Raw genomic sequence first — 26,907 nt, 5'->3', positions numbered from 1 at the left:
GAGATAAAGTTGCATCTGCCCGGACTCGGGTGCGGTCGAGAGGCGCCGATTTCAGCGCGATACTGTGCAACCGGAATCAAATTTGAAACAAGATAATCTTACTTGCTCTCGGCGTTTCAAGGAGAGATGGTGGCACGCGATGCTTTGTGCGCGTCGCGCAGCAGTGCTGGACGTGCAGCTCCGTCCTCCTTACTACATTAGCGGCGACCAGTTCGCATCCGACAGGTTACCGGCGTTGGCGATACGCGCTGTCGAGGTCGTTGGTGGCCCTTTCTGGCTGCGCTGGTTGGGGCTTGTCACGCTGGAGTTGACGATACAGCGCTTCGGCAGTAAGGTCGGTTTAAGGCGCTACGTCGCATCGAGGTCTGCTGTACTCGAACTGCGTCGGGTCGTTACGGAGTCGATCGAGGCAGCGATGGCCGACGTGCGTTTACGGATCGAGGCGCCGTTGACGAAGTTCGAGCAGGAGCGCGACGCAATTTTTATTGCTTCCCGTTATGTTCGGCACAGTCAGGTCGAGCGACTTGTCGCCCGGCATGCTGATTTGAATTCGCAAGCCGTTCGTGATCGATTCGAAGCGTGGTGCCTTCATCCGCTGCGCGCTTCCAAGCCACTCGACGAGTTATTGACGCTCCGATTCAAAGCCGTCGAGGTTTTTTTCGCGGACCCGCACGCAGTGCGCATGCGGCACAACGTGCAATTCGTTCAGTGTGAAGCAAAGGCACAGGCTACATATTTTGCGGGCGTCGAATCCACTTCGCTGACTGGCGAGCAGATCGAGGCTTCGCTGCACTTCGACGATGCTAACGTCACGGTAGCGGCCGCCGGCTCGGGCAAGACTTCGGTCATGGTCAGCAAAGTGGGATATGCGCTCAAGGCAGGCTTGTTTGCGGACCACGAGATTCTAGTGCTTGCGTACAACAAGGAGGCTGCCAGGGAGCTACGCAACCGAATCGAGGAGAATGTCGGCCGCGAGCTTGGTCGCCGGATTCGCGTCGAGGCACGTACCTTCCATTCGCTTGGATTGAAACTTTGGCTACGGCAGCAACGCAAGCGCGGCGAGCGAGGGCGCCCGCGTGTAATCGATTTCACGAAACCGGCAGGAAAGCGGTGGCTGCGGTCGGTATTGCTTGAATTGGTCTACGACGGGGCTGACAGAACGTTTGCCGACGCATTCTTGAATTGGGCAGGTGCCTATCGCTTTCCCGTCCCTGAAGTCGAGCCATTTGATGTCGCCACGCTCGCCGAGCGGGAAATCCGATACGAGGCGATGTGCAGGCGCATAGCGCGGACCGCCCGTCGCGACGCCAAATCCTTCGATCCTACGGTGCCGACTTTCGCACCCGGCATCTACGTCCGCTCCAGCGAAGAGGCACGCATCTTCAATTGGTTGTATTTGCGGGGCGTGGACTTTGAATACGAGCGGGCAACCCCGAGATGGATCACGGACAAAATTAATCTGGGGTTATCGGATAGCGAACAAGTTCGCGTCTACCGTCCGGATTTTACGTACGTCAATCCGGACGATCCGGTCAAACGGATATATCACGAGCACTTTGGTCTGGATGCCAACGGGCGCGCCCCGGCGTTCCTGGGCGTCGCGTATGAGGCGAGAGCCAGGCACAAGCGACAGGTCTTTGAGCGCAATTTTCGCGACGAGCGTACAGGCATTGTTTCGCGTTTCATCGAGACGTTCAGCGCTCAATTTACCGACGGTAGTCTTTTTGCAAGCCTCGAGCGTGATTTGGCCGCACGCGGCGTCAAAATCTCCGGAGTGGACGAGGGGCGCCGCGAGCGCGCCTTGCGCGAGTTGGTGGAAGAGGATTCCATTACGACGCTGATCTCGGAATTTGTGTCGAAATTCCGGGATTCTGGTCTGAATTTTGCGGATCTCGAGGGGCGAGCAATGCGGCTCGACCCGATCAATCATGCTCGTGCGTCATCATTCCTGGGCTGGATGCGCCGATTGCTCGACGCACTGAATGCTCGAATGGACGCCGAGAGGACCCGTATGGGCGGACGGCCTTTGCTCGACTACGCCGGCATGATCGCCGGCGCGGTCGCCACTCTGCAGACTGCCACTGAAGCTTTGACCTCGTACAAGCTGATTCTCGTAGACGAGTTTCAAGACATTTCGCGGCTGCGGGCTCGATTTGTACAAGAATTGCTCGATCAGGATACCGAAAATTCAGTGTTGTTCTGTGTCGGAGACGATTGGCAGTCGATTAACCGCTTTGCAGGTTCGGACGTCGAGATTTTCCGGTGCACCTATGCCGGCGTGGCGGCGACGGCGGACGAGGGCGTGGCGTCGCCGATCCGGCCGCGCTGGACAGCCCCTTCGATGTTGAAAACGACGTTTCGGTGCGCCCAGGGCATTGCGGACGTCGCGCGCTGGTTTGTCATGCGAGGCACATCCGGCACGCTTATCGACAAACCGGTCAAGGCTCGCAACTCGACTGTCGACGAGGTAGTGCGCGTCGTTGAACACGAGGATTCGGCCTCCGCACGTGTGGAGGCGTTGCAACGAGAACTGGAACGTATCGCTGAGGCGGAAACGCTATGTGGCAAGGCAGGAGAGGCTGCAACAGTGTTTATCTTGACACGGAACCGCCAGGAAAAACATCTGCCGGAAGGTTTGACGCAAGCGATTTTCGATGATCTCGCAGAGCGATTTGCGCCGCGCGGCTTGACCCTCGTGCATCATTCACTCCACGGTTCCAAGGGACTGGGCGCCGACTACGTGGTCGTTGCGGGGCTTGACGCCGGATCGGGGGGCTATCCGCGTGATCGAGTACAGGACCCGCTGCTTGAACTCGTACTACCGCCGCTGAAAAACCAGAATGACGAGGAACGTCGCCTGTTCTACGTCGGCCTGACGCGTGCCAAACGTGAGGTGACGTTGCTGTGTATCGGCGCACGTCCGAGCATGTTTGTACTCGAGCTCGAGCAGTATCCCGTGCCGGGCGTCGTCCGCTTTGAGCGACTCGCTGGCGTTGTTCGGCACCTGTGCCCACACTGTAAGTCCGGGTGGCTTCGGCTGCGCGAACATAAAATGGCTGATGTGGTTTGTTCGCGTACACCGTTCTGCGGTTTTTCCGGGAAAAGTATTGACTTTCCAGGATTGCCTCCAGCTAGCCAATACCAGCCTCGTTGACGGCGTCAACAAGATCATCAACGTCATCAAGCGTCCGGATTGAGCGGGGCACGACGAGGAATACTTCTTCCCCGTGATCTCCGCCACGTCCCCTGGTAATCCGCGACGAAGGCTTTTGGCGACTTCGGCGTCCCATGCGAATTTGTATCCCACTGTATCCACCCCCCTCCTGGAAAAACTGGCATGCACTCGGGCGCGGTTACGGAAACATGCCGGATACGTTGGCGGGTTCTACTGTCGACATGCAGAAAACATTCGACGTGCGACGTTGCATCGGATGCCGAATGATCGACCTGCCCACTTCCCTTCAGGAGAACGCTCATGAAAACCGCCCGAATCCTCGCTGCTGCCGCACTTGCCATCGTTCCCGCGCTGTCCTTCGCCGATGCCGGACACGGCCTCACGCGCGCCGACGTGCGCGCCGAACTGGTTCGGCTGGAGCAGGCCGGCTACAACCCGGCCCGCAGCGATGCGCACTATCCGGACGACATTGCCGCCGCTGCGCTGCAGGTCGCGCGTTCCGACCAGAACGGCCCGTCGAAGTCGGACGGCGAAGCCGTGGCCGACACGCCGTCGCCGGTCCGGGATCGCGACATGACGCAGGCGCGCGCCGTGCCCCACGACGCAATTCCGTCCGATGACCTCTACGCGCATTCCTGATCCGACGCCGTGCCGCCGCCTTCGAAGCATCTCGACCGCGCGGCGGCAATCGCAGGACTTCATGTGAACAACACGACAGAAAGGAGCATGACCATGGTTCGTTTGATGAAACGGGTTCTCATTTCCGCCGCGGTGGTCGGCGGACTGTTCGGCGCAGCGGCGGCGCATGCCGCGCCGAAGGAAGATTTGAAAGGCACCAACGTCGTCCTCGTGCACGGCGCGTTCGCCGACGGCTCGAGCTGGAACCGGGTGATTCCGCTGCTCGAGGCGCGCGGCCTGCACGTCGTGTCCGTGCAGAACCCGCTGAGCTCGCTCGCCGACGACGCGGCCGCGGCCAGGCGCGTGATCGACCAGCAGCAGGGGCCGGTCGTGCTGGTCGGCCATTCGTGGGCCGGCGTCGTGATCAGCGAAGCCGGCAACGACGACAAGGTGAAGTCGCTCGTCTACGTCGCGGCGTTCGCGCCCGACAGCGGCCAGTCGATCGCCGACGTCACGCAGGGGCTGCCGCCGCCGTCGTGGACGGGCGAGCTGAGCAAGGACGCGGCCGGCTTTGCACGGCTGTCGGACAAGGCCATCGCGCAGGATTTCGCGCCCGATCTGCCGCCCGTGCAGCAGCGCATCGTCGCGGCGACGCAGGGGCCGTGGTTCGGCGGCTGCATCGCGGAGAAGGTCGCGCAGGCCGCGTGGCACGCGAAGCCGTCGTCCTACGTCGTCGCGACGCAGGACCGGATGATCGACCCGAAGCTGCAGGAAACGATGGCGAAGCGCATCGGCGCGACGGTGACGCGCGTGAACGGCAGCCATGTCGCGATGCTCAGCCAGCCGAAGGCCGTGGCCGACGCGATCATCGCGGCCGCGGAGCGCGTGAAGCAGGACGCGCATTGAGCGAACGCGGCGCCGCCGCGCACAGGGCGCGGCGGCCCATCAACATTGTTGCGTATCGACGTTCCCCCCTCTGAACCCGCATCGCCCCCCGGCATTGCAGCGCCGGCGTGACCCATCGCTCCCCCTTGCCGAACCCGATCCAGCCGCCCGCCGATAGCGGGCGTTCGCGTTTGCATTTCGCGCGGCGCTGATTTGGAAATGATTTTTTATTGGTTCTGCTTCGCGTGCCGCGCTCGCATAGTGGCGCTGACGGCTATAGACAGCAGGCAAGCTGCACCGGCCGCCTTTCCCGGTTTATCGGATCGAACGAATCGACAAGGAAGCGTCATGACGATTGCATTGGAAGAACGAACCGCCGCGCAACAGGCGCTCGAAGACGCCCGCGCGGCGGCCGCAGCGGCCGGCACGCCCTACGCGGGCGGCGTGGCCCCGGAAATCGCGTGGGCCTTGTTCAAGGCCGGCGACGCGTTGCTGGTCGACGTGCGCACCGCGGAGGAACGCAAATTCGTCGGCCACGTGCCGGACTCGCTGCATGTGCCGTGGGCGACCGGCACGAGCCTGACGCGCAACCCGCGCTTCGTGCGCGAGCTGGAAGCGAAGTCCGGCAAGGACGCGCCGGTCCTGCTGCTGTGCCGCAGCGGCAACCGCTCGGCGCAGGCCGCGGAAGCCGCGGCGAAGGCGGGCTTCACGCAGGTGTTCAACGTCCTCGAAGGATTCGAGGGCGACCTGGACGCGAAGCAGCGCCGCGGCGGCCAGAACGGTTGGCGCTTTCGCGGCCTGCCGTGGGCGCAGGACTGAATGACGGCCAAACGGGGAACAGGGAGAAGCAACAATGGCCGCATTCGATATCGATGACATCGTCCGATCGCTGCAGGACGTGCGTCGCGCATGGCGCGAGAAGCAGCGGCGCTCGCTCGAGCCCGGCGGGCGCGACCTGCCGGCGCGCGAGGCGCTTGCGCAGATCGTCGGCGCGCTGAAAGGCGTGCTGTTCCCGATGCGGCTCGGCCCGCCCGACCTGCGCCAGGAAAGCGAGAACTTCTACGTGGCGCATGCGCTCGATGCGGCGCTGAACGCGCTGCTCGCCCAGGTGAAGCTGGAGCTGCGCTACGCGGCGCGCCAGCGCAGCGTGGATGCGCTGGTCGACGATCCGGCGTCGGCAGCCGTGCAGGCGTTCGCCGCGCGGCTGCCGGAGATCCGCCGCCTGCTCGACAGCGACGTGCTCGCGGCGTTTCACGGCGATCCGGCGGCCGGCAGCGTCGACGAGGTGCTGCTGTGCTACCCGGGCGTGCTCGCGATGATCCATCACCGGCTCGCGCACGAGCTGTACCGGCTCGGCCTGCCGCTGCTCGCGCGCATCATCGCCGAGCAGGCGCATGCGGAGACCGGCATCGACATCCATCCGGGCGCGCGCATCGGCGGCGGCTTCTTCATCGACCACGGCACGGGCGTCGTGATCGGCGAGACGGCGATCATCGGCGAGCGCGTGCGCGTGTACCAGGCCGTCACGCTCGGCGCGAAGCGCTTCCCGCGCGATGCCGCCGGCCATCTGGAGAAGGGGCTCGCACGCCATCCGATCGTCGAGGACGACGTCGTGATCTACGCGGGCGCGACGATTCTCGGCCGCGTGACGATCGGGCGCGGCGCGGTGATCGGCGGCAACGTGTGGCTCACGCAGGACGTGCCGCCGGGCGCGAACGTCACCCAGGCCGTGCTGCGCAGCGAAGCGACGCACGCGTCGCGCGCGCCTGCCGAGCCGGTGCCGCTCGCAAGGGCAGCGTCATGAGCGACCTGATCCGGCACTTCGGCGCCACGGTGCGCAAGCTGCGCGAGGCGCGCACATGGTCGCAGGAGCAGCTCGCCGAGCATGCGGGGCTGAACCGCTCGTATGTCGGCGAGATCGAGCGCGGCGAGGCGATCGCGTCGCTCGTCACCGTCGACAAGATCGCGCGGGCGTTCGACGTGTCGATCCCGACGCTCCTGTCCGGCGCGGCCGACGCGTTCGCCGCCTGAGCCACCTAAGCCGCGTTCCCCCCATCGATTGCGCCGCGTGACGGCTATAGCATGTTGAGCCGGCATGCGTGCGCTTCCGATAATCACCCCGCGTCATAAGCAATCCCGTTTTTCATCTTTAGAATCCGGAGCCACACATGTCGACCGTAGCAAGCGGCTCGGCTGCGCTGAGCGATCACGCCGCCCGCCAACTCGCGAACGCCACCAAAACCGTTCCCCAGCTGTCCACGATCACGCCGCGCTGGCTGACCCACCTGCTGCAGTGGGTGCCGGTCGAGGCCGGCATCTATCGCCTGAATCAGGTGAAGAACCCGGAGGCGGTGCGCGCCGCGTGCACGCAGCTCGAGGACGAGCGCATCCTGCCGCGCACGTTCGTGCCTTACGAGGACGAGCCGCGCGAGTATTTCCTGAATGCGGTGAGCACGGTGCTCGACGTGCATACGCGGATCTCCGATCTCTACAGCAGCCCGCACGACCAGATCAAGGAACAGTTGCGCCTGACGATCGAGACGATCAAGGAGCTGCAGGAAAGCCAGCTGATCAACAACCCCGACTACGGCCTGCTCGCGAACGTCGCCGACGAGCAGCGCGTGTTTCCGCTGACGGGCGCGCCGACGCCGGACGATCTCGACGAGCTGCTGACCAAGGTATGGAAGGAGCCGGCGTTCTTCCTCACGCATCCGCTCGCGATCGCCGCGTTCGGCCGCGAATGCACGCGGCGCGGCGTGCCGCCGCCGACGGTCAGCCTGTTCGGCTCGCAGTTCCTCACGTGGCGCGGCATTCCGCTGATCCCGTCGGACAAGGTGCCGGTCGCGGACGGCAAGACCAAGATCCTGCTGCTGCGCGTCGGCGACAAGCGGCAGGGCGTCGTCGGCCTCTACCAGCCGGGCGTCGCGGGCGAGCAGGGGCCCGGCCTGTCGGTGCGCTTCATGGGGATCAACAACCAGGCGATCGCGTCGTACCTGATCTCTCTGTATTGCTCGCTCGCGGTCCATTCGCCGGATGCGCTGGCTGTCCTCGAAGACGTCGAAATCGGCAAGTACCATGACTATCCCGACACCTACCGTTAATTCAGGACTGCAGATCAGCGACCTGCCGCATGCGCCGCTGCCGGCCGGCCTGCCCGATCCGGCGACGCTCGCGCGGCTCGCGTCCGAGTTCTTCGCGACGCCGCCGGGGCAGGCGGCCGCGCCCGAACTGTCGGCGGGCAGCGGCGCGGTGGGCGGCGTGCCGTCGGCGCTGCCGGCGGCCGCGCCGATCCTCGCGTCGGTGAGCAATCCCGCGCCGGCCGGCTCGCCGCTCGCGGGGCCGGGCGGCACGGGCACCGGCGTGCCGGGGTTTGCGCTGCCGCAGGGCAAGGTGGCGGGCGCGAACCTCGCGCCGTCCGCACCGACGCACGTGCTGTCGCTCGGCAACCGCGCACCGGCGCTCGCGCCGCATGCGGCCGCGCAGAACGGACTGCCCGACAGCGTCGTGTCGATCGCGCCCGCGTTCGAACCGCGCGTCGGCGGCGCGGCGCTCGGCGTGCCGCAGGCGAGCGCGCTCGCGGCCGATGCGGCGCCGACGGCTGCGCCGGCCGCGGGCGCATCGCCGTATTACTTCACCGACGGCGCGCTGCAAGGCTGGCAGGCCACGCCGCAGGACATCGTGGTGCCGTCGCATGGCCTCGCCTCGCCCGAGGCGTTCGGGCTGCCCGGCGACGACGCGTTGCGCGAACTGCTCGCGTCGAACCGTCACGCGCCTGCGCCGTCCGCGCCGCAGGGCGCGATTCCGCGCTACTTCATCGACGACGCGCAGGCCGCCGAACCGCACGCGCTCGCGGGCGGCGCGCATCCGCCGTTCGACGTGAACGCGATCCGCCGCGACTTCCCGATCCTGCAGGAGCGCGTGAACGGCAAGCAGCTCGTCTGGTTCGACAATGCGGCGACGACGCACAAGCCGCAGGCCGTGATCGACCGGCTCGCGTACTTCTACGCGCACGAGAACTCGAACATCCACCGCGCGGCGCACGCGCTCGCGGGCCGCGCGACCGACGCGTACGAGCACGCGCGCGACACGGTGCGGCGCTTCATCGGCGCGGCGTCGCCGGACGAGATCGTGTTCGTGCGCGGCACGACCGAGGCGATCAACCTGATTGCGAAGACGTGGGGCGTGCAGAACGTCGGCGAGGGCGACGAGATCGTCGTGTCGCATCTCGAGCATCACGCGAACATCGTGCCGTGGCAGCAGCTCGCCGCGCAGAAGGGCGCGAAGCTGCGCGTGATTCCGGTCGACGATTCGGGGCAGGTGCTGCTCGACGAGTATCGCAAGCTGCTGAACGACCGCACGAAGATCGTGTCCGTCACGCAGGTGTCGAACGCGCTCGGCACGGTGGTGCCGGTGAAGGAGATCGTCGAGCTCGCGCATTGCGCGGGCGCGAAGGCGCTCGTCGACGGCGCGCAGTCGATCTCGCACATGCGGGTCGACGTGCAGGCGCTCGACGCGGACTTCTTCGTGTTCTCGGGCCACAAGATCTACGGCCCGACGGGCATCGGCGTCGTGTACGGCAAGCGCGCGATCCTCGACGACATGCCGCCGTGGCAAGGCGGCGGCAACATGATCGCGGACGTCACGTTCGAGCGCACCGTGTTCCAGCCGCCGCCGAACCGCTTCGAGGCCGGCACCGGCAACATCGCGGACGCGGTGGGGCTCGGCGCTGCGCTCGACTACGTGAGCCGCGTCGGCATCGAGAACATCGCGCGCTACGAGCACGACCTGCTCGCGTATGCGACGAGCGTGCTCGCGCCGGTGCCGGGCGTGAGGCTCGTCGGCACCGCGCGCGACAAGGCGAGCGTGCTGTCGTTCGTGCTGAAGGGCTACGAGACCGAGGAAGTCGGCCAGGCGCTCAACGAGGAAGGGATCGCGGTGCGCTCCGGGCATCACTGCGCACAACCGATCCTGCGCCGTTTCGGGCTCGAAGCGACCGTGCGGCCGTCGCTCGCGTTCTACAACACGTGCGATGAGGTCGATGCGCTGGTGTCGGTCGTCAGGAGGCTGGCGTCGCGCCGGCGCGGTTGACGCCGCGGGACGGCAGCGGCCGCGTGCGTCGAGCGGCCGCTGCCATCTCCATTCACCGCGTATGCTCGAGCAGCCGTCCTTATCGGTTCAGCAGATAAACGTATCGAATATGCTTCGTTGACGGGCCGCGACGTGCGATCGTAGATTCGCGTTTTCATCGCATTCGACGGGGCCTGCTTCGTGACCATCATCGCCACCCACACCGCCGAGCCGTCGCAGCGCGCGACGGCGCAACACTTCGAGATTCGCGCGTTCGACGGGCCGCTGGGCGCCGAGGTCGTCGGCCTCGACCTGTCGAAGCCGCTCGACGCCGCCGATTTCGCCCGCATCCATCGCGCGCATCTCGACCACCACGTGCTGGTGTTCCGCGACCAGCGCATCACGCCGGAACAGCACGTCGCGTTCAGCCGCCGCTTCGGCCCGCTGCAGATCCACGTGCTGCACCAGTTCGGGCTGGCCGGGCATCCGGAAGTGCTGGTCGTGTCGAACGTCATCGAGAACGGCCGGCCGATCGGTCTCGGCGATGCCGGTCAATTCTGGCACTCGGACCTGTCGTACAAGGAAAAGCCGAGCCTCGGCTCGCTGCTGCATGCACAGGAGCTGCCGTCCGAGGGCGGCGACACGCTGTTCGCGAACATGCATCTCGCGTGGGACACGCTGCCCGCACACCTGCGCCGCGCGGCCGAAGGGCTGCGCGCGGAGCACACGTATCTCGCGCGCTATGCGGAACTGCAGGCGCGCAATCCGTGGCGGCCGAACCTGTCTGCCGAGCAGATCGCGCAGGTGAAGCCGGTCGTGCATCCGGTCGTGCGCACGCACCCGGAGACGGGCCGCAAGGCGCTGTTCGTCAGCGAGCATTTCACGACGCGCATCGTCGGCCTGCCCGAAGACGAAAGCCGCGCGCTGCTCGACGCGCTGTTCGCGCACAGCGTGCGCGCCGAGCATCTGTACCGGCACGTGTGGCGCGACCACGATCTCGTGTTCTGGGACAACCGTTCGCTGATGCATCTCGCGGCCGGCACGCCGGACCACCTGCGCCGCAAGCTGTATCGCACGACGATCGAAGGCGACGCGCCGCTCTGACGGGCGCGCCGCTGCCTGTCTTCACTTTTCCGACCGGAGTTCCGATGTTGTATTCGATTCGCGCGGCGCTGGGCCGCACGACGCTGTCCGTACGCCGTGCGGCCGTCATCACGCTTGCCGCGGCGCTCGCCGTCGCGGGCCTCGGGGCCGCGCGGCCCGCGCATGCCGAAGGGCAGATCCGCATCGCCGAGCAGTTCGGCGTCGTCTACCTGATGCTGAACGTCGCGCGCGACCAGCAACTGATCGAGAAGGAAGGCCGCAAAGCGGGCCTCGACATCAAGGTCGACTGGGTGCGCCTGTCGGGCGGCGCGGCCGTGAACGATGCGCTGCTGTCCGGCGCGGTCGACATCGCGGGCGCAGGCGTCGGCCCGCTGCTGACGGTGTGGGATCGCACGCATGGCCGGCAGAACGTGAAGGGCGTCGCGTCGCTCGGCAACCTGCCGTACTACCTCGTCAGCAACAATCCGAACGTGAAGACGCTCGCCGACTTCACCGCGAAGGACCGCATCGCGGTGCCGGCCGTCGGCGTATCCGTGCAGTCGCGCGTGCTGCAGTATGCGGTTGCGAAGCAGTGGGGCGACAAGCAATACGCGAAGCTCGACGGGTTCACGCAGGCGATTCCGCACCCCGATGCGACGGCCGCGATTCTCGCGAACGGCAGCGTGATCACCGCCCACTTCGGCAATCCGCCGTTCCAGGAGCAGGAGCTGGCGGGCAATCCGAACGCGCACATCGTGCTGAATTCATACGACGTGCTGGGCGGCCCGAGCTCGGCGACCGTGCTCTACGCGACCGAGAAATTCCGCAACGAGAACCCGAAGACCTATCGCGCGTTCGTCGCAGCGCTTGCGGAAGCCGCGCGCGTGATCGCGGCAGACCCCGAGCGCGCGGCGGACGCCTATATCCGCGCGAACGGCTCGAAGATCGACCGCGCATTGCTGCTGAAGATCGTGTGCAATCCGCAGGTGCAGTTCAAGACCGCGCCGCAGAACACGTTCAAGCTCGCGCAGTTCATGTACCGGATCGGTGCGATCCGCAACGAGCCGAAATCGTGGCGCGACTACTTCTTCGACGATCCCGCGACGGCCGGCGGGAGCTGAGCGGCGGCCGTTTGAGCGGCGCAATCGACGCTTATGCGCCGCGATGGTTTGAATATGCGCAATGATTGGTTGGTGTGTGCACCGGCCGACCGTATGGTGACGTTTTGCTTGCAGGAATCCTTATCGTGAACGTCACCACGTCAAGAAGCTGGACGCTGCCCGCAGCGGCGCGTCCGGGGCCGTCGCCCGTCGCCTGGGAGGCGGGCGGTGCGCCAGCCGCCGATGTCCGGCCCGTGCCGGATGAAGCCGCGCCATCCGCGCACAGCGAGCGCCTGCTCGCGATCGACCGCGTGAGTCTCGAATACCGCAGCCACGCGCGCATCGTCCGCGCGACGCATCAGGTGAGCTTCGACGTGTACGGCGGCGACCGCTTCGTGCTGCTCGGGCCGTCGGGTTGCGGCAAGTCGACGCTGCTGAAGGCGATCGCGGGTTTCATCGAGCCGGTGTCCGGCACGATCGCGCTCGGCGGCGAGCCGGTGCGCGGGCCCGGCGCCGATCGCGTCGTCGTGTTTCAGGAATTCGATCAGCTGCCGCCGTGGAAGACGGTCGCCGAGAACGTCGCGTTCCCGTTGCGCGTCGCGAAGAAGCTGCCGCGCGCCGAAGCGCGCGAGCGGGCGTTGCACTATCTCGACAAGGTCGGCCTTGCGGCGTTCGCCGACGCGTATCCGCACACGCTGTCCGGCGGCATGAAGCAGCGCGTCGCGATCGCCCGCGCGCTCGCGATGCAGCCGCGCGTGCTGCTGATGGACGAGCCGTTCGCCGCGCTCGACGCGCTGACCCGCCGCAAGATGCAGGAGGAGCTGCTGCGGTTGTGGGACGACGTGCGCTTCACGCTGCTGTTCGTCACGCATTCGATCGAGGAGGCGCTCGTCGTCGGCAACCGGATCCTGCTGCTGTCGCCGCACCCGGGCCGCGTGCGCGCGGAACTCAACAGCCACACGTATTCGCAGGACAGCGTCGGCCGCGCCGACTTCCGCGACAGCGTCGCGCGCATTCATCGGCTGCTGTTCGAGACGGACGACGAATTCGCGCAGGAGACCGAACGATGAGTACGCCGCATCCGACGTTGCCGCCGCTGCCGCCGGTGCGCGCGGAATACGAACTGCCGCTGCAGGCGCCGCTCGACGTCGAACGCGCGGTTCCCGTGCCGCTCGCGCGGCGCGTGCTGGATGCCGGCTGGTTTCGCCGCGCGCTGATCGCGCTGGTGTTGATCGGCGGATGGGAACTCACCGCGCGGCTCGTCGCCAACGACCTGCTCGTGCCGACCTTCGGCGCGACGTTCGTCGCGTTCGTGCAGGGCATCGCGTCGGGCGAGCTGCTCGTGAAGACCGGCATCTCGCTGTCGGTGCTGTTGCGCGGCTATGCGCTCGGCGTGGCGCTCGCGTTCGCGCTGACGTCGGTTGCCGTGTCGACGCGCATCGGCCGCGACCTGCTGTCGATGCTGACGTCGATGTTCAACCCGCTGCCGTCGATCGCGCTGCTGCCGATCGCATTGCTGTGGTTCGGCCTCGGCACCGGCAGCCTGCTGTTCGTGCTCGTGCACGCGGTGCTGTGGCCGCTCGCGCTGAACATGTACACGGGCTTTCTCGGCGTGCCCGCGACGCTGCGGATGGCCGGCCGCAACTACGGGCTCACGGGGCTGCGCCAGGTCGCGCTGATCCTCGTGCCGGCCGCGCTGCCGTCGATTCTTGCGGGATTGCGCGTCGGCTGGGCGTTCGCGTGGCGCACGCTGATTGCCGCGGAACTCGTGTTCGGCGCGAGCGCGGGGCAGGGCGGGCTCGGCTGGTACATCTTCCAGAATCGCAACGAGCTGTACACGGATCGCGTGTTCGCGGGGCTCGCGGCGGTGATCGTGATCGGGTTGCTCGTCGAGCATCTCGTGTTCGATACGCTCGAGCGGCTGACGGTGCGGCGGTGGGGGATTCAGCACTGAGGCAGCGGCATGGTGGGTCGCGCCTCCCATACGCATTGTCAGGTCGCGTTCGCGGATGACCGTGTAGCGCGGCAAAAATCCATACCGTGGCCGCCTCGAACGGCTCGCGCCCCAATATCACATAACGAAATTCAGCCCCGACAGGGGCTGCTTTACGTCAGAGAACGATCGAACATCGCGGCCGGGCAGCTTGCCGCAGATCGCCTCCGCTCCTGCCGACGATAGTCGGAATTGCCCGGAATGCCTTGTGCGGCAAGGCTCTCATGCAAGCAGCCGGATTTCGCGCGAAAAGGTCGATTCGGTCGATTCCCTCTTGCAACCACGATTTCCGATCCCTTCTCCGTCAACTCTTATATAAGACATAAGACATTTGACGTTGCCAAATATTGCGATTAGAATCGCGATCGTAAAAGCAGTGCCCGGAACAGCCTCGGCGTGCCTGAAAGGCCTTCCCCTGAAACTCAACATCAGCAGGTCCCCCATGCTTGAAAACTTTCGTGCTCACGTGGCCGCCCGCGCCGCGCTCGGTATTCCTCCCCTGCCGCTGACGGCTCAGCAGACCGCCGAACTGGTGGAGCTGCTGGCGAATCCGCCCGCCGGCGAAGAGCAGACCCTGCTCGACCTGATTACCCACCGCGTGCCGGCCGGCGTCGACGAAGCCGCCCGCGTGAAGGCCGGCTTCCTGGCCGCCGTGGCCAAGGGCGAGACCGCCTGCCCGCTGATCTCGCGCGCGCGCGCCACCGAACTGCTCGGCACGATGCTGGGCGGCTACAACATCCAGCCGCTGATCGAGCTGCTGTCCGACGACGCAGTGGCCGCGGTGGCCGCCGACGCGCTGAAGAAAACCCTGCTGATGTTCGACCAGTTCCACGACGTCAAGGAACTGGCCGACAAGGGCAACGCGCACGCGAAGGCCGTGCTGCAAAGCTGGGCCGACGCCGAATGGTTCACGAGCCGTCCGGAAGTGCCGCAAAGCCTGACCATCACCGTCTTCAAGGTGACGGGCGAAACCAACACCGACGACCTGTCGCCGGCGCCGGACGCCACCACCCGCCCGGACATCCCGATGCACGCGCTGGCGATGCTGAAGAACGCGCGCCCGGGCATCACCCCGGAAGAGGACGGCAAGCGCGGCCCGGTCAAGTTCATCGAGTCGCTGAAGGAAAAGGGTCACCTGGTCGCGTACGTGGGCGACGTGGTCGGCACCGGCTCCTCGCGCAAGTCGGCCACTAACTCGGTGCTGTGGTTCACCGGTGAAGACATCCCGTTCGTGCCGAACAAGCGCTTCGGCGGCGTGTGCCTGGGCGGCAAGATCGCCCCGATCTTCTACAACACGATGGAAGACGCGGGCGCGCTGCCGATCGAGCTCGACGTGTCGCAGATGGAAATGGGCGACGTGGTCGAACTGCGCCCGTACGACGGCAAGGCGCTGAAGAACGGCGCCGTGATCGCCGAATTCCAGGTCAAGTCGGACGTGCTGTTCGACGAAGTGCGCGCCGGCGGCCGCATTCCGCTGATCATCGGCCGCGGTCTGACCGCGAAGGCGCGTGAAGCGCTGGGCCTGGCCCCGTCGACGCTGTTCCGCCTGCCGCATCAGCCGGCCGACAGCGGCAAGGGCTTCTCGCTGGCGCAGAAGATGGTCGGCCGCGCGTGCGGCTTGCCGGAAGGCCAGGGCATCCGCCCGGGCACGTACTGCGAACCGAAGATGACCTCGGTCGGCTCGCAGGACACCACGGGCCCGATGACCCGCGACGAACTGAAGGACCTCGCGTGCCTCGGCTTCTCGGCCGATCTCGTGATGCAGTCGTTCTGCCACACCGCCGCTTATCCGAAGCCGGTGGACGTGAAGACGCACCAGACGCTGCCGAACTTCATCAGCACCCGTGGCGGCATCGCGCTGCGTCCGGGCGACGGTGTGATCCACTCGTGGCTGAACCGCATGCTGCTGCCCGACACCGTCGGCACCGGCGGTGACTCGCACACGCGCTTCCCGATCGGCATCAGCTTCCCGGCAGGTTCGGGCCTGGTCGCGTTCGCGGCCGCCACCGGCACGATGCCGCTGGACATGCCGGAATCGGTGCTGGTCCGCTTCAAGGGCAAGATGCAGCCGGGCGTGACCCTGCGTGACCTCGTCAACGCGATTCCGCTGTACGCGATCAAGCAAGGCATGCTGACGGTCGCGAAGCAAGGCAAGAAGAACATCTTCTCGGGCCGCATTCTCGAAATCGAAGGCCTGCCGGACCTGAAGGTCGAGCAAGCGTTCGAGCTGTCGGATGCGTCCGCCGAGCGCTCGGCCGCCGGTTGCACGGTCCACCTGAACAAGGAACCGATCATCGAATACCTCAACAGCAACGTCACGCTGCTGAAGTGGATGATCGCGCAGGGCTACCAGGACCCGCGCAGCCTGCAGCGCCGCATCACGGCGATGGAGCAGTGGCTGGCCGACCCGCAACTGCTGTCGCCGGATGCCGACGCGGAATACGCGGCCGTCATCGAGATCGACCTCGCCGACATCCACGAGCCGATCGTGGCCTGCCCGAACGATCCGGACGACGTGAAGACGCTGTCCGACGTCGCCGGCGCGAAGATCGACGAAGTGTTCATCGGTTCGTGCATGACCAACATCGGCCACTTCCGTGCCGCGTCGAAGCTGCTGGAAGGCAAGCGCGACATCCCGGTCAAGCTGTGGGTCGCGCCGCCGACCAAGATGGACCAGAAGCAGCTGACCGAGGAAGGCCACTACGGCGTGTTCGGCACGGCCGGTGCGCGCACCGAAATGCCGGGCTGCTCGCTGTGCATGGGCAACCAGGCACAGGTGCGCGAAGGCGCGACGGTCATGTCGACGTCGACCCGCAACTTCCCGAACCGCCTCGGCAAGAACACGAACGTGTACCTCGGCTCGGCGGAACTGGCGGCGATCTGCTCGCGTCTGGGCAAGATCCCGACCAAGGAAGAGTACATGGCCGACATGGGCGTGCTCAGCGCCAACGGCGACAAGATCTACAAGTACATGAACTTCGACCAGATCGAAGACTTCAAGGAAGTGGCCGACACCGTGCAGATGTAAGCGTGCTGTCGGGCTACGGCGTGTGGTTCGCGTCGTAGCACCACGCAATGGCGCCGCAGGCTCAATGCTTGCGGCGCCATTTTTTTGTGCGGCCCGGCATGCCCTCGCGCAGTTCAGCGTGCGCGAGTGCCAACGTATCGCCAGACCGCGTTCGCGAATCGGGCAAGCGGGGCAGCGTTATTGCTGAGCAAGGCCCGCCTTCAATGCCTGCCAGAAGCGCGCATTCTCCATCCCGAGCGCATACATCGACGTCCCGGCGAGGCCGTATGCATTGACGAGGCTCGCCTTCAACTGAACGCTGCGTGCATTTTCGGTCCACACCGTGTGCGTGCCGCTGCCGTCGTTGGCCGTATAGCGAAACGTCACCGAGTTGTTCGAGCCGATATAGCGTGGCGTCACGCCATACTGTTTGACGAGCGCATCGGTATCGGCCCAAAACAACTGCGTGCCGGAATTGTCGGCGCGCCAGTCGTAGCCGTACGACGGCAGGCCGTTCAGGATCTTGTCCGCCGATACCAGCGAGACCGCGTAGTCGAGGTTGTTTTCAATCCAGTCGGAGCCTGCGACCGGGCCCGGGTCCCAGGCCGGGATCGTCTCGTCGTAGGTCATGATCTGCAGGTAATCCGCACCGGCGCCGAGCGCGCGCAAGTCGTAGCCGTAGTTGGCCGGATGCGTCTCGTCGGCCGACGAGAACGACGGTACGCTGACGATGAGCTTGAGCCCTTGCGCATGCAGCGCCCGGCCCAGTACCTGCACGAAGTTGCTGAAATTGTTGCGGTCGCCTTGATCGATCTGTTCGAAATCGATGTTGATGCCCGCGAACCGATTCTTCTGCGCGAACGCGACGAGATTGCGCACGGCCGTATCGAGATGCGTGGACGTGACCTCGTGCGCGAGCGATGCGCTCCAGTTGCCGTCGACGTTCGACACGCAACCGTACGCGGGAATGCCTTTGGACTTCAGAAAGGCGAGGGCATTGGTCGGCGCCGGATCGCCGTTGCCCGTGACGGCTCCGTCTTTCGTGATGTTGTAGAAGTCGACCGAAACGGCATTGAAATTGCCGTAATACCGTGTCAGCGAATCGTAGTTATGCGAGTAGCCAGAATAATAGGCGAGCACCATCGGCGCGGCCGATGCGTTGATCGACGCGGCGGACAGAAGGCCCGCGATGCAGGTGGCGAGGCGTTTCATCGTTGTTTTTCCTACCGTTGTTGCCGTTGAAATCGGCTGCCTCAGATGCCGGGTCACGTTGATCCTGGGCATCGCGACCGCTGCAGGGAAGCCGGCTACAAGGCGTTAACGGCAGTGCGACTTGAAACTCAAATCAATTGACGGAAGACCTTTGTCGATCGTCCGTGGAGATGCGCTGTGGAATGCCGTGGGCATTGACCATAGCCACTGAGAACGAAAAAAGCACCGTCGCCGGTGCTTTTCGGGTATGACATCAGTCGTAGTGGTACCGACACTGCATCACATAGATGATGCTGTCCTGGACGATGTATACGAGGCGATCAGCTTTCGTGATGCGACGTGACCAGAAACCGGTCAGGTCGCCTTTCAAGGGCTCCGGCTTACCAGTGCCCTTGAAAGGATCTCGGGAGATCTCCTCAATCAGGCCGTTGATCTCGGCGACGATCGCGAGGTTCTTTTCCTGCCAGTACAGGTAATCGTCCCAAGCGTTCGTCGACCATGCAACCTTGCAGTTACTTACCGCTGCGGCCTTGTTTTTTGCCTTCTTCTTCTGTGTCATGTGTCAGCAATTCCTTTACAGAGGTCTTGCCGGCCTTGAATTCAGCAATGGATTGGCGCAGTCGGTCAGCGTTCGTCGGGGTGCCCAACAGATGCAGTGTCTCCTGCAGGCTGTTGTAGTCCTCCAGCGAAATCATGACGACATGTTCCCCGCGCTGACGGGTGATTATCGTCGGTTCGTGATCCTTGCACACCGCGTCCAGAGCCTGCTTGAAGCCGGCTCGCGCCTCACTAAAAGTCAGGATGTTCATATCGAGCTTTCTCACTTGCCTGCTACCCGGCTCCGGGCGCAAGCGCTACGTTCACTCTCCCACCCGAGAGGGCAAGAGCGGCGTGTTCGCCGTCCCGAGTTTGATGGGGACGGCATCCGGTGAAGACGTTACGCGCCTTATCGTTTACGCATTCCTATTGCCCAAGGGGCGACCCTAACCTAACAAGGGTGGGCGAATGCAGTTGGTATTGTACGTAGTTCTGTACCATGTTGCAATCCATGTCTGTTGCTACGGATGCGCGTGGTCTTGGACGTATCCAAGTCGAGTTTTTATCTGGTTCTTCACGCTATTTCGCGACGGACCAATAAAAAGCGCGCGATACCCCGAGGTATCGCGCGCCTTGCGTTTCACACCGGCACCCCCGCGAACGGACGCACCGGCCTTTCCATCAGAACCCGCCGAACCCCGGCCCGCCAGCCCCCGCTTCCGGTGCGCCGCCCACCGATGGCGCCTCCTTCGGCGCTTCATGCACGGTCGCATCCGTCGTCAGCAGCAGCCCCGCGACCGACGCCGCGTTCTGCAGTGCGGTGCGCGTGACCTTGGTCGGATCGAGCACGCCCGATTCGACGAGATCGCCGTACTCGCCCGTCTGCGCGTTGTAGCCGAAGTTGCCCGACCCTTCCGCGACCTTCGCGACCACGACGCTGGCTTCCTCGCCCGCGTTGGCAACGATCTGGCGCAGCGGCTCCTCGAGCGCGCGCAGCACGATCTTGATGCCGGCGTGCTGGTCGGCGTTCGCGCCGGTCAGCTCGCGGATCGCCTGCTTCACGCGGATCAGCGCGACGCCGCCGCCAGGGACGATGCCTTCCTCGACGGCCGCGCGCGTCGCATGCAGCGCGTCGTCGACGCGGTCCTTCTTCTCCTTCACCTCGATCTCGGTCGCGCCGCCGACCTTGATGACCGCGACACCGCCGGCCAGCTTCGCCACGCGCTCCTGCAGCTTCTCGCGGTCGTAGTCCGACGTCGCCTCGTCGATCTGCACGCGGATCTGCTTCACGCGCGCCTGGATGCTCGCCGCATCGCCCGCGCCGTCGATCACCGTCGTGTTCTCCTTGCCGACCTCGATGCGCTTCGCCTGTCCGAGTTCGGCGAGCGTCGCCTTTTCGAGCGTGAGGCCGGTTTCCTCGGCGATCACCTGGCCGCCGGTCAGGATCGCGATGTCCTCGAGCAGCGCCTTGCGGCGGTCGCCGAAGCCCGGCGCCTTGACCGCGACGGTCTTCAGGATGCCGCGAATGTTGTTCACGACCAGCGTCGCGAGTGCTTCGCCTTCGACGTCCTCGGCGATGATCAGCAGCGGCCGGCCGGACTTCGCGACCTGTTCGAGCACCGGCAGCAGCTCGCGGATGTTCGAGATCTTCTTGTCGTGCAGCAGGATGTACGGATTCTCGATCTCGGCGATCTGCTTGTCCGGGTTGTTGATGAAATACGGTGACAGGTAGCCGCGATCGAACTGCAGCCCTTCGACGACGTCGAGCTCGTCGGCGAGCGACTTGCCGTCCTCGACGGTGATCACGCCTTCCTTGCCGACGCGGTCGATCGCCTCGGCGATGCGCTGGCCGATCGACTCCTCGCCGTTCGCCGAGATCGTCGCGACCTGCGCGATTTCCTTGCTCGTCGTGGTCGGCTTGCTGATCTTCTTCAGCTCGTCGACGGCGGCCGCGACGGCTTTGTCGATGCCGCGCTTCAGGTCGAGCGGGTTGAGCCCGGCCGCGACGTACTTCTGGCCTTCGCGGACGATCGCCTGCGCGAGCACGGTGGCGGTGGTCGTGCCGTCGCCGGCCGCGTCGCTCGTGCGCGACGCGACTTCCTTCACGAGCTGCGCGCCGATGTTCTGCAGCTTGTCGGCGAGCTCGATTTCCTTCGCGACCGACACGCCGTCCTTCGTGACCACCGGCGCGCCGAAGCTGCGCTCGAGCACGACGTTGCGGCCTTTTGGCCCGAGCGTGACCTTCACCGCGTTCGCGAGAATGTTGACGCCTTCGGTGAGCTTCGCGCGTGCGACGTCGCTGAAGATGATTTCCTTCGCTGCCATGATTGCGCTCCTTTATTGATTGACGACGGCGACGATGTCTTCCTCGCGCAGCACGAGGAGCTCGCTGCCGTCCACCTTGACCGTCTGGCCCGCGTACTTGCCGAACAGCACGCGCTCGCCGACCTTCAGGTCGGGCACGATGCGCTGGCCGTCGTTGTCCCGGCGGCCGGGGCCGACCGCGATCACTTCGCCCTGGTCGGGCTTTTCCGCGGCGCTGTCGGGAATCACGATGCCGGAAGCGGTGGTGGTTTCCTGGTCGAGTCGCTTCACGATGACTCGATCGTGCAAGGGGCGTAGGCTCATCGGTTCGTCCTGTCGGAATGGGTGGTTGGCACTCTGCATCGGAGAGTGCTGACGAGTATAGAAATGCGCGCCGGCGCGATCCAATAACGGATTGCGAAATGCATTTGCGCGGGCGTGAATTGGGGGAGCGGCGTGCGGCGGCGAGCCGACACGCGCGGATGGAAACGCGGATAGAAGCGCGCCGCGTCAGATCAGCAGCGTCAGCGTGCGGAACAGCGCGAGGTCTTCCTTGCGGGCGGAGCGCGCATGACGCCGGATCACCTGCAGCAGGCAGTCGATGAAGCAGCGCGCGGCGTCGCTCTGCGTGCTGCTGCGGCGGGTGACGATGCCGAGCTCGCGCGGCTCGAAGCGTTCCTTCAGCGACAGCGCGCGCATCCGCTCGCCGAACGGCGGCACGACGCTCAGGATCGTCGGGCACCACGTGCACATGTCCGCCTGTTCGAGCATCGTCTGCAGCATCGCGACCGATTGCGCGCGGACGATGCGCCGCTCGTCGATCTGCGCGCCGTGGCGTGTGAACAGGTAATCGACGAGCGCGGCCTGGCCGTCCGGCGTGAAATTCAGCACCCAGTCCTGGTCGAGCAGGTCGTGAATCGAGCGGACGCGCTCGCACGGGTGGCCCGCGCGCACCATCACCGAGGTCTCGTAGGTCAGCACCGGCTCGCACGCGAATTCCTGCGCGACCACGCCCGGCTGCACCTGCCCGAGCGCGAAATCCATGCTGCCGTCGCGCAGCAGCGGCTGCGCGACGGCCATCAATCCTTCATACAGCTCCAGGCGCACGTCCGGCATCCGCTCGCGAAACAGCCGCACCGTCTCGGCGAGAAACGTCAGCGTGAGCCACGGCGTGACGCCGACGCTCAACCGGCCTTCGACGCGGCCGCGCATCCGCGCGAGCTCGCTCTGCGCATGTTCGAGCTGCTTGAGCACGAGCTTCGCGTGCGTGAGCAGCGCCTTGCCGTATTCGGTGAAGCCGATCCCTTCCGGCGCGCGCACGAGCAGCGGCAGGCGTTCGCTCGCCTCCAGTTCGCGCAGCGCCCGTGTGACGGCGGCCTGCGACAGGCCCAGCGCGCGCGCCGCGCCGCGAATGCTTCCGGCCTCCGCGCTCGCGACGAGCGCCTGCAGCTGATGCAGCTTCATGATGTGACACCCGACAACAGAGAGTTGTCATCATAACGAAACCGGGGCTGTTCGCCGGCATTTTCGCTGCATACGATCCAGCCAACGATCGGCCATCCGGCGATCGGTGGCGAGGCGGAACCGGGGAGCAGGAAAATTGGATTCGACACGCATTCCGCCCGACATGGCGGCAATCGAAGCGGACATGATTGCGCTGCGGCGCCGGCTGCATGCGCATCCGGAGCTCGGCTTCGAGGAGCGCGCAACGAGCGAGCTCGTCGCCGACTGCCTGACAACGTGGGGTTATCGGGTGACGCGCGGCCTCGGCGGCACCGGCGTGGTCGGCACGCTGACGCGCGGCGCGGGCCGCCGGCTCGGCCTGCGCGCGGACATGGACGCGCTGCCGATCCGCGAGACGACCGGGCTGCCGCATGCGAGCCGGATCGACGGCGTGATGCATGCGTGCGGCCACGACGGCCATACGGCGATGCTGCTCGCGGCCGCGCGCTGCATTGCGGAACGCGAACGGTTCAGCGGCACGCTGAACCTGATTTTCCAGCCGGCCGAGGAAGGGCTCGGCGGCGCGCAACGGATGATCGAAGACGGCCTGTTCGCGCGCTTTCCGTGCGACGCGGTGTTCGCGATGCACAACGTGCCGGGCCTGCCGGCGGGCAAGCTGGGCTTCTGCGACGGTCCGTTCATGGCGTCGGCCGACGAGGTGCGCGTGCGCGTGACCGGGCGCGGCGGGCACGGCGCGGCGCCGCACGCCGCAGTGGACCCGGTGGTCGTCTGCGCATCGATCGTGATGGCGCTGCAGACGATCGTGTCGCGCAACGTGAACCCGCAGGCACTCGCGATCATCACGGCCGGGTCGATCCATGCGGGCACCGCGTCGAACGTGATTCCGCCGCATGCGGATCTCGAACTCAGCGTGCGCGCACTGTCGCCCGACGTGCGCGCGCTGCTCGAACGGCGCATCCGTGAGACGGTCGCGGGCCAGGCGGCAAGCTACGGCGCGATGGCGGAGATCGACTACCGCGTCGGCTACCCGGTGCTCGTCAATCACGCGGACGAAACGGCCTTCGCGCGGCAGGTCGCGCGCGACTGGGGCGGCGACGACGCACTGATCGAACAACTGCAGCCGATCGCCGCGAGCGAGGATTTTGCGTTCATGCTGAATGCGTGCCCGGGCAGCTACCTGTCGATCGGCAATGGCGACGGTGCCGCCGGATGCGCGCTCCACAACCCCGGCTACGACTTCAACGACGCGATTCTCGCGACCGGCGCGAGCTACTGGGTTGCGCTCGCGGAGCGGTTTCTCGGGTGACGCGGCACGGCGATTCCGGTTCATACGTTCATCGAGTACACACAAGGAGACAGGCAATGAAGAAGTGGATGGCGGCCGCCGCGATGACGCTCGCGGCGGGAGCGGCGCACGCGGGCGGCGACTGGGCAGGCAGGGAGATTCGCCTCGCGGTCGATCCGACTTACCCGCCGCTCGAATACAAGCTGCCCGACGGCACGCTGGCGGGCTTCGGCATCGACATCACGAACGCGCTGTGCGCCGAGTTGCGCGCCCGCTGCGTGTGGGTGGAGTCGAGCTTCGACGGGATGATTCCCGGCCTGCTCGCGCGCAAGTTCGACGTGATCGCGTCGTCGATGACGATCACGCCGAAGCGGATGCAGCAGATCGCGTTCACGAACCGGATCTCGAACGCGCCCGCGCGTCTGGTCGTGCGCAAGGGTTCGCCGCTGCTGCCGAGCGCCGAATCGCTGAAGGGCAAGCGCGTCGGCGTCGAGCAGGGCTCGGCCCAGGCCGACTATGCGATCGCGAACTGGCAGGCGGCCGGCGTGCAGATCGTGTCGTACCCGAACCAGGACCAGGTGTACGCCGATCTCGTGACGGGCCGGCTCGACGCGGCGTTCCAGGCGTCGATCGCTGCGAGCGACGGGTTCCTGAAGAAGCCGCAAGGCAAGGACTTCATGTTCGCGGGCGCGCCGATCGACGACCCGAAGTATTTCGGCCAGGGCGACGGGCTCGGGTTGCGCAAGCAGGATGCCGAGCTGCGCGACGCGTTCAACCATGCGCTCGCGGCGATTCTCGCGAACGGCACGTACGCGCGCATCAACCGGAAGTATTTCGACTTCGATATCTACGGCGCGAAGTAAGCCGCGCGTTCCGGCGGCGCCGAGCCGCCGAAGCGTCGGCGCCGCCACGCGGCCCCGGCCGTGCGCGTTACCGGGCGACCCGGATCACGACCTTCCCGAAGTGCTGCCCCGACTGCAGGTACGCATACGCGTCCGGCGTCTCGTCGAAGCCGAACACGCGATCGACGACCGGCTTGATCTTGCGCGCGTCGACGAGCCCGGCCACCGCATCGAGCATCGCGCGGCTGCCGACCATGATGCCCTGCAGCCGCCGGATGCCGCCGATCAGCGACAGCAGGCCGAGCTCGGGCCCCGCGAAGCTGCTGAGCCCGCCGATCACCGACACGACGCCGCCCATTTTGGTCGCGGCGACCGAGCGCGGCAGCGTGTCCCGCCCGCCGACCTCGACGACGATGTCCGCGCCCGCGCCGCCGGTGAGCCGCAGCACTTCGTGCTGCCATTCGGGCGTCGCGCGATAGTTGATCGTCGCATCGGCGCCGAGCTGGCGCGCGCGTTCGAGCTTCGCATCGCTCGACGACGTGATGATCGTACGCAGGCCCGCCGCATGCGCGAGCTGCAGCGCGATGACCGACACGCCGCCCGTGCCGAGCAGCACGACGGTCGAGCCGGGCGCCGCGCCGCCGTCGGCGAACAGCGCGTTCCATGCGGTGATCCCCGCGCACGACAGCGTCGACGCTTCGTCGTAGTCGAGATGTGCGGGGATCGCGACCAGCGCGTTTTCGTCCGAGACGAAATACTCGGCGAGCACGCCGTCGAACTGCGCGCCGGGCGAGCCCGCGACCTTCGACGGCGTGGGCGGGCCGTCGAGCCACTGCGGGAAGTAGGTGTTGATCACGCGATCGCCGGGCTTGAAGCGCGTGACGTCGCGGCCGGTCTCGACGACCTCGCCCGCGCCGTCGCCGACCGGGATCAGCGGTGCGTCGCCGATGCCGAGGTAGTCGCCGCGCGCGAACATCAGGTCGCGAAAGTTCAGCGACGCCGAATGGATCTTCACGACGACGTCATTCGGGCCCACCGGACGGCGCGGCGCGTCGATGCGCTGCAATCCGGCGATGCCGGCGCCGGGTTTCAGTTGCCATGCCTGCATGTCGACTCCTGTTCGTGGTTGACGGGCTCATGATAATGTTGCCGGCGTGGATGCATTGGAGAGAGTTTGGCCACTGACTGTCGCCAATATGGAAACGAATCGATAAGGAGAAACAGCGCATGGACGATCGCCTTGGCGGCATCGCCGAGTTCGTCGAGGTCGTGGAGTCGGGCAGCTTCGCGGCGGCGGCGCTGCGGATCGGCGTGACGCGCTCGGCCGTCGCGAAGATCGTCGCGCGGCTCGAGCGGCGTCTCGGCGTGCGGCTGCTGCAGCGCACGACGCGCCGCCTGAGCCTGACCGACGAAGGGCTCGTGTACTACGAGCAATGCCGCCGCGTGCTGGCCGAACTCGGCGAGACGGAGGCCGCGCTCGACGCGGGCCGCCGCGAGCCGTCCGGGAGGCTGCGCATCAGCGCGCCGGTGCTGTTCGGCCGGCAGTGCGTCGCGCCGGTCATGCGGCGGCTGGTCGAGCGTCATCCACGGCTCGAGGTCGAGATGTCGTTCAGCGATCGCGTCGCGGATCTCGTCAACGACGGCTTCGACGTCGCGGTGCGCGTCGGTCCGCTCGTCGACACGACCGCGCTCGTCTGCCGCCCGCTCGGCATGCAGCAGATGGGCATCTGCGCGTCGCCGGCCTATCTGGCGCAACACGGCCGGCCGACCGGGTTCGAGGATCTCGCGTCGCACGTCGGCATCGGTTACGCGCGCGGCGGGCAGGCCTTGCCGTGGCGGATCGTCGGCGCGGATGGCGACGCGCACGAGATTCGCGTGAGCGCCCGCCTGCGCTTCGACGACCTGCAGGCGATCGCGGACGCCGCCGCAGCCGGCGCGGGGCTCGCGTGGCTGCCGTGCTGGCTGATGGCGCCGTATCTGCGCGACGGCCGCCTCGCGCTCGTGATGGACAGCGACAGCGTGGGGAGCGCGGAAGTGTTCGCGGTGCGGCCGAATGCGCGGCAGGTGCCGTCGAAGGTGCGGGCGGCGATCGACGCGCTCGTCGACGAGATTCCGCGCGTGCTCGCGCGGAGTTCGTCCGTCGACGGCGGGCACGGAGCGCATGGGTGAGCGGGCCGCCGCAAGATCGTCATCCGCCCGCGCTTCCCGCAATACCGCCGATGCCTTCCGTGCGCAGGCGCGTCATATTCCGTCGTTCCACTAGCATGTGACGAATCCGACTTTGGCCCCCGCTGCGGCAACGCTAAGATCGCCGATCCCGACGAACGAGCGATAC

Annotated in this window: 23 protein-coding genes; 16 read left to right on the top strand and 7 right to left on the bottom strand. The window is 66.1% G+C overall.

Annotated elements, in window-relative coordinates; all coding sequences use genetic code 11:
- Positions 1–163: 163 nt before the first annotated feature.
- From HWX31_RS02230 to acnB, 13 genes are all read left to right on the top strand, one after another.
- The gene (locus HWX31_RS02230; RefSeq protein ID WP_174962611.1) at positions 164–3,154 is read left to right on the top strand and encodes a UvrD-helicase domain-containing protein; all 2,991 of its coding nucleotides are present in this window, start codon (positions 164–166) and stop codon (positions 3,152–3,154) included.
- Positions 3,155–3,475: 321 nt separating this feature from the next.
- The gene (locus HWX31_RS02225; protein WP_174962609.1) at positions 3,476–3,814 is read left to right on the top strand and encodes a DUF4148 domain-containing protein; all 339 of its coding nucleotides are present in this window, start codon (positions 3,476–3,478) and stop codon (positions 3,812–3,814) included.
- A gap of 93 nt (positions 3,815–3,907) precedes the next feature.
- Complete coding sequence (locus HWX31_RS02220) at positions 3,908–4,699, top strand: alpha/beta fold hydrolase (protein ID WP_174962607.1); 792 nt, start codon at positions 3,908–3,910, stop codon at positions 4,697–4,699.
- Between the two features lie 327 nt (positions 4,700–5,026).
- Entirely contained in the window at positions 5,027–5,497 is a 471-nt protein-coding gene (locus HWX31_RS02215) for a rhodanese-like domain-containing protein (protein WP_059616878.1), read from the top strand.
- Between the two features lie 34 nt (positions 5,498–5,531).
- Positions 5,532–6,482, top strand: a complete 951-nt coding sequence (epsC, locus tag HWX31_RS02210) for a serine O-acetyltransferase EpsC (RefSeq protein ID WP_174962605.1) — start codon at positions 5,532–5,534, stop codon at positions 6,480–6,482.
- Positions 6,479–6,709, top strand: coding sequence for a helix-turn-helix domain-containing protein (locus tag HWX31_RS02205; protein ID WP_059616881.1), 231 nt, complete (start codon positions 6,479–6,481; stop codon positions 6,707–6,709). The genes epsC and HWX31_RS02205 overlap by 4 nt, the downstream gene beginning before the upstream one ends.
- Before the next feature lie 137 nt (positions 6,710–6,846).
- The gene (locus HWX31_RS02200; protein ID WP_010097556.1) at positions 6,847–7,779 is read left to right on the top strand and encodes a family 2A encapsulin nanocompartment shell protein; all 933 of its coding nucleotides are present in this window, start codon (positions 6,847–6,849) and stop codon (positions 7,777–7,779) included.
- The gene (locus HWX31_RS02195; RefSeq protein ID WP_175933865.1) at positions 7,754–9,766 is read left to right on the top strand and encodes a family 2A encapsulin nanocompartment cargo protein cysteine desulfurase; all 2,013 of its coding nucleotides are present in this window, start codon (positions 7,754–7,756) and stop codon (positions 9,764–9,766) included. The genes HWX31_RS02200 and HWX31_RS02195 overlap by 26 nt, the downstream gene beginning before the upstream one ends.
- A gap of 180 nt (positions 9,767–9,946) precedes the next feature.
- Positions 9,947–10,849: a TauD/TfdA dioxygenase family protein gene (locus HWX31_RS02190; RefSeq protein ID WP_174963687.1), complete on the top strand. Its 903-nt coding sequence runs from the start codon at positions 9,947–9,949 to the stop codon at positions 10,847–10,849.
- Between the two features lie 44 nt (positions 10,850–10,893).
- Positions 10,894–11,949: an ABC transporter substrate-binding protein gene (locus HWX31_RS02185; protein ID WP_174963686.1), complete on the top strand. Its 1,056-nt coding sequence runs from the start codon at positions 10,894–10,896 to the stop codon at positions 11,947–11,949.
- A 125-nt stretch (positions 11,950–12,074) separates the two neighbouring features.
- Positions 12,075–12,998 (top strand): ABC transporter ATP-binding protein, encoded by a 924-nt coding sequence (locus HWX31_RS02180; protein ID WP_174963685.1) that lies wholly within the window; start codon positions 12,075–12,077, stop codon positions 12,996–12,998.
- Positions 12,995–13,882, top strand: coding sequence for an ABC transporter permease (locus HWX31_RS02175; RefSeq protein ID WP_174963684.1), 888 nt, complete (start codon positions 12,995–12,997; stop codon positions 13,880–13,882). The genes HWX31_RS02180 and HWX31_RS02175 overlap by 4 nt, the downstream gene beginning before the upstream one ends.
- 481 nt (positions 13,883–14,363) lie before the next feature.
- Complete coding sequence (gene acnB / locus HWX31_RS02170) at positions 14,364–16,949, top strand: bifunctional aconitate hydratase 2/2-methylisocitrate dehydratase (RefSeq protein ID WP_174963683.1); 2,586 nt, start codon at positions 14,364–14,366, stop codon at positions 16,947–16,949.
- A gap of 177 nt (positions 16,950–17,126) precedes the next feature.
- Here the strand turns inward: acnB and HWX31_RS02165 are convergent, their stop codons facing one another.
- The 6 genes from HWX31_RS02165 to HWX31_RS02140 form a co-directional block, all read right to left on the bottom strand.
- Complete coding sequence (locus HWX31_RS02165) at positions 17,127–18,140, bottom strand: glycosyl hydrolase family 18 protein (protein WP_244143618.1); 1,014 nt, start codon at positions 18,138–18,140, stop codon at positions 17,127–17,129.
- Positions 18,141–18,393: 253 nt separating this feature from the next.
- Entirely contained in the window at positions 18,394–18,699 is a 306-nt protein-coding gene (locus HWX31_RS02160) for a Txe/YoeB family addiction module toxin (RefSeq protein ID WP_045564357.1), read from the bottom strand.
- On the bottom strand, positions 18,653–18,949 hold the full coding sequence (locus HWX31_RS02155; RefSeq protein ID WP_174963682.1) for a type II toxin-antitoxin system Phd/YefM family antitoxin: 297 nt from the start codon (positions 18,947–18,949) through the stop codon (positions 18,653–18,655). The genes HWX31_RS02160 and HWX31_RS02155 overlap by 47 nt, the downstream gene beginning before the upstream one ends.
- Before the next feature lie 409 nt (positions 18,950–19,358).
- Positions 19,359–21,002: a chaperonin GroEL gene (groL, locus tag HWX31_RS02150; RefSeq protein ID WP_060396306.1), complete on the bottom strand. Its 1,644-nt coding sequence runs from the start codon at positions 21,000–21,002 to the stop codon at positions 19,359–19,361.
- Positions 21,003–21,014: 12 nt separating this feature from the next.
- On the bottom strand, positions 21,015–21,305 hold the full coding sequence (locus HWX31_RS02145; protein ID WP_010098917.1) for a co-chaperone GroES: 291 nt from the start codon (positions 21,303–21,305) through the stop codon (positions 21,015–21,017).
- Positions 21,306–21,491: 186 nt separating this feature from the next.
- The gene (locus HWX31_RS02140) at positions 21,492–22,445 is read right to left on the bottom strand and encodes a LysR substrate-binding domain-containing protein (RefSeq protein WP_174963681.1); all 954 of its coding nucleotides are present in this window, start codon (positions 22,443–22,445) and stop codon (positions 21,492–21,494) included.
- 136 nt (positions 22,446–22,581) lie between these two features.
- On the opposite strand from HWX31_RS02140, the gene HWX31_RS02135 reads away from it, so the two are divergent.
- The gene (locus HWX31_RS02135; RefSeq protein ID WP_174963680.1) at positions 22,582–23,751 is read left to right on the top strand and encodes a M20 aminoacylase family protein; all 1,170 of its coding nucleotides are present in this window, start codon (positions 22,582–22,584) and stop codon (positions 23,749–23,751) included.
- A 56-nt stretch (positions 23,752–23,807) separates the two neighbouring features.
- A complete protein-coding gene (locus HWX31_RS02130; RefSeq protein ID WP_174963679.1) occupies positions 23,808–24,593 on the top strand; it encodes an ABC transporter substrate-binding protein in 786 nt (261 codons plus the stop codon).
- Positions 24,594–24,660: 67 nt separating this feature from the next.
- Here the strand turns inward: HWX31_RS02130 and HWX31_RS02125 are convergent, their stop codons facing one another.
- Positions 24,661–25,680: a zinc-dependent alcohol dehydrogenase family protein gene (locus HWX31_RS02125; protein WP_174963678.1), complete on the bottom strand. Its 1,020-nt coding sequence runs from the start codon at positions 25,678–25,680 to the stop codon at positions 24,661–24,663.
- Positions 25,681–25,799: 119 nt separating this feature from the next.
- Here HWX31_RS02125 and HWX31_RS02120 point away from each other — a divergent pair, with 119 nt between their 5' ends.
- A complete protein-coding gene (locus HWX31_RS02120) occupies positions 25,800–26,741 on the top strand; it encodes a LysR family transcriptional regulator (protein WP_174963677.1) in 942 nt (313 codons plus the stop codon).
- Positions 26,742–26,907 lie beyond the last annotated feature (166 nt).

Source organism: Burkholderia ubonensis (genome assembly GCF_902833085.1).
In the GTDB taxonomy this organism is placed as follows: domain Bacteria; phylum Pseudomonadota; class Gammaproteobacteria; order Burkholderiales; family Burkholderiaceae; genus Burkholderia; species Burkholderia ubonensis.
This window is presented reverse-complemented; position numbering and strand designations above follow the sequence as displayed.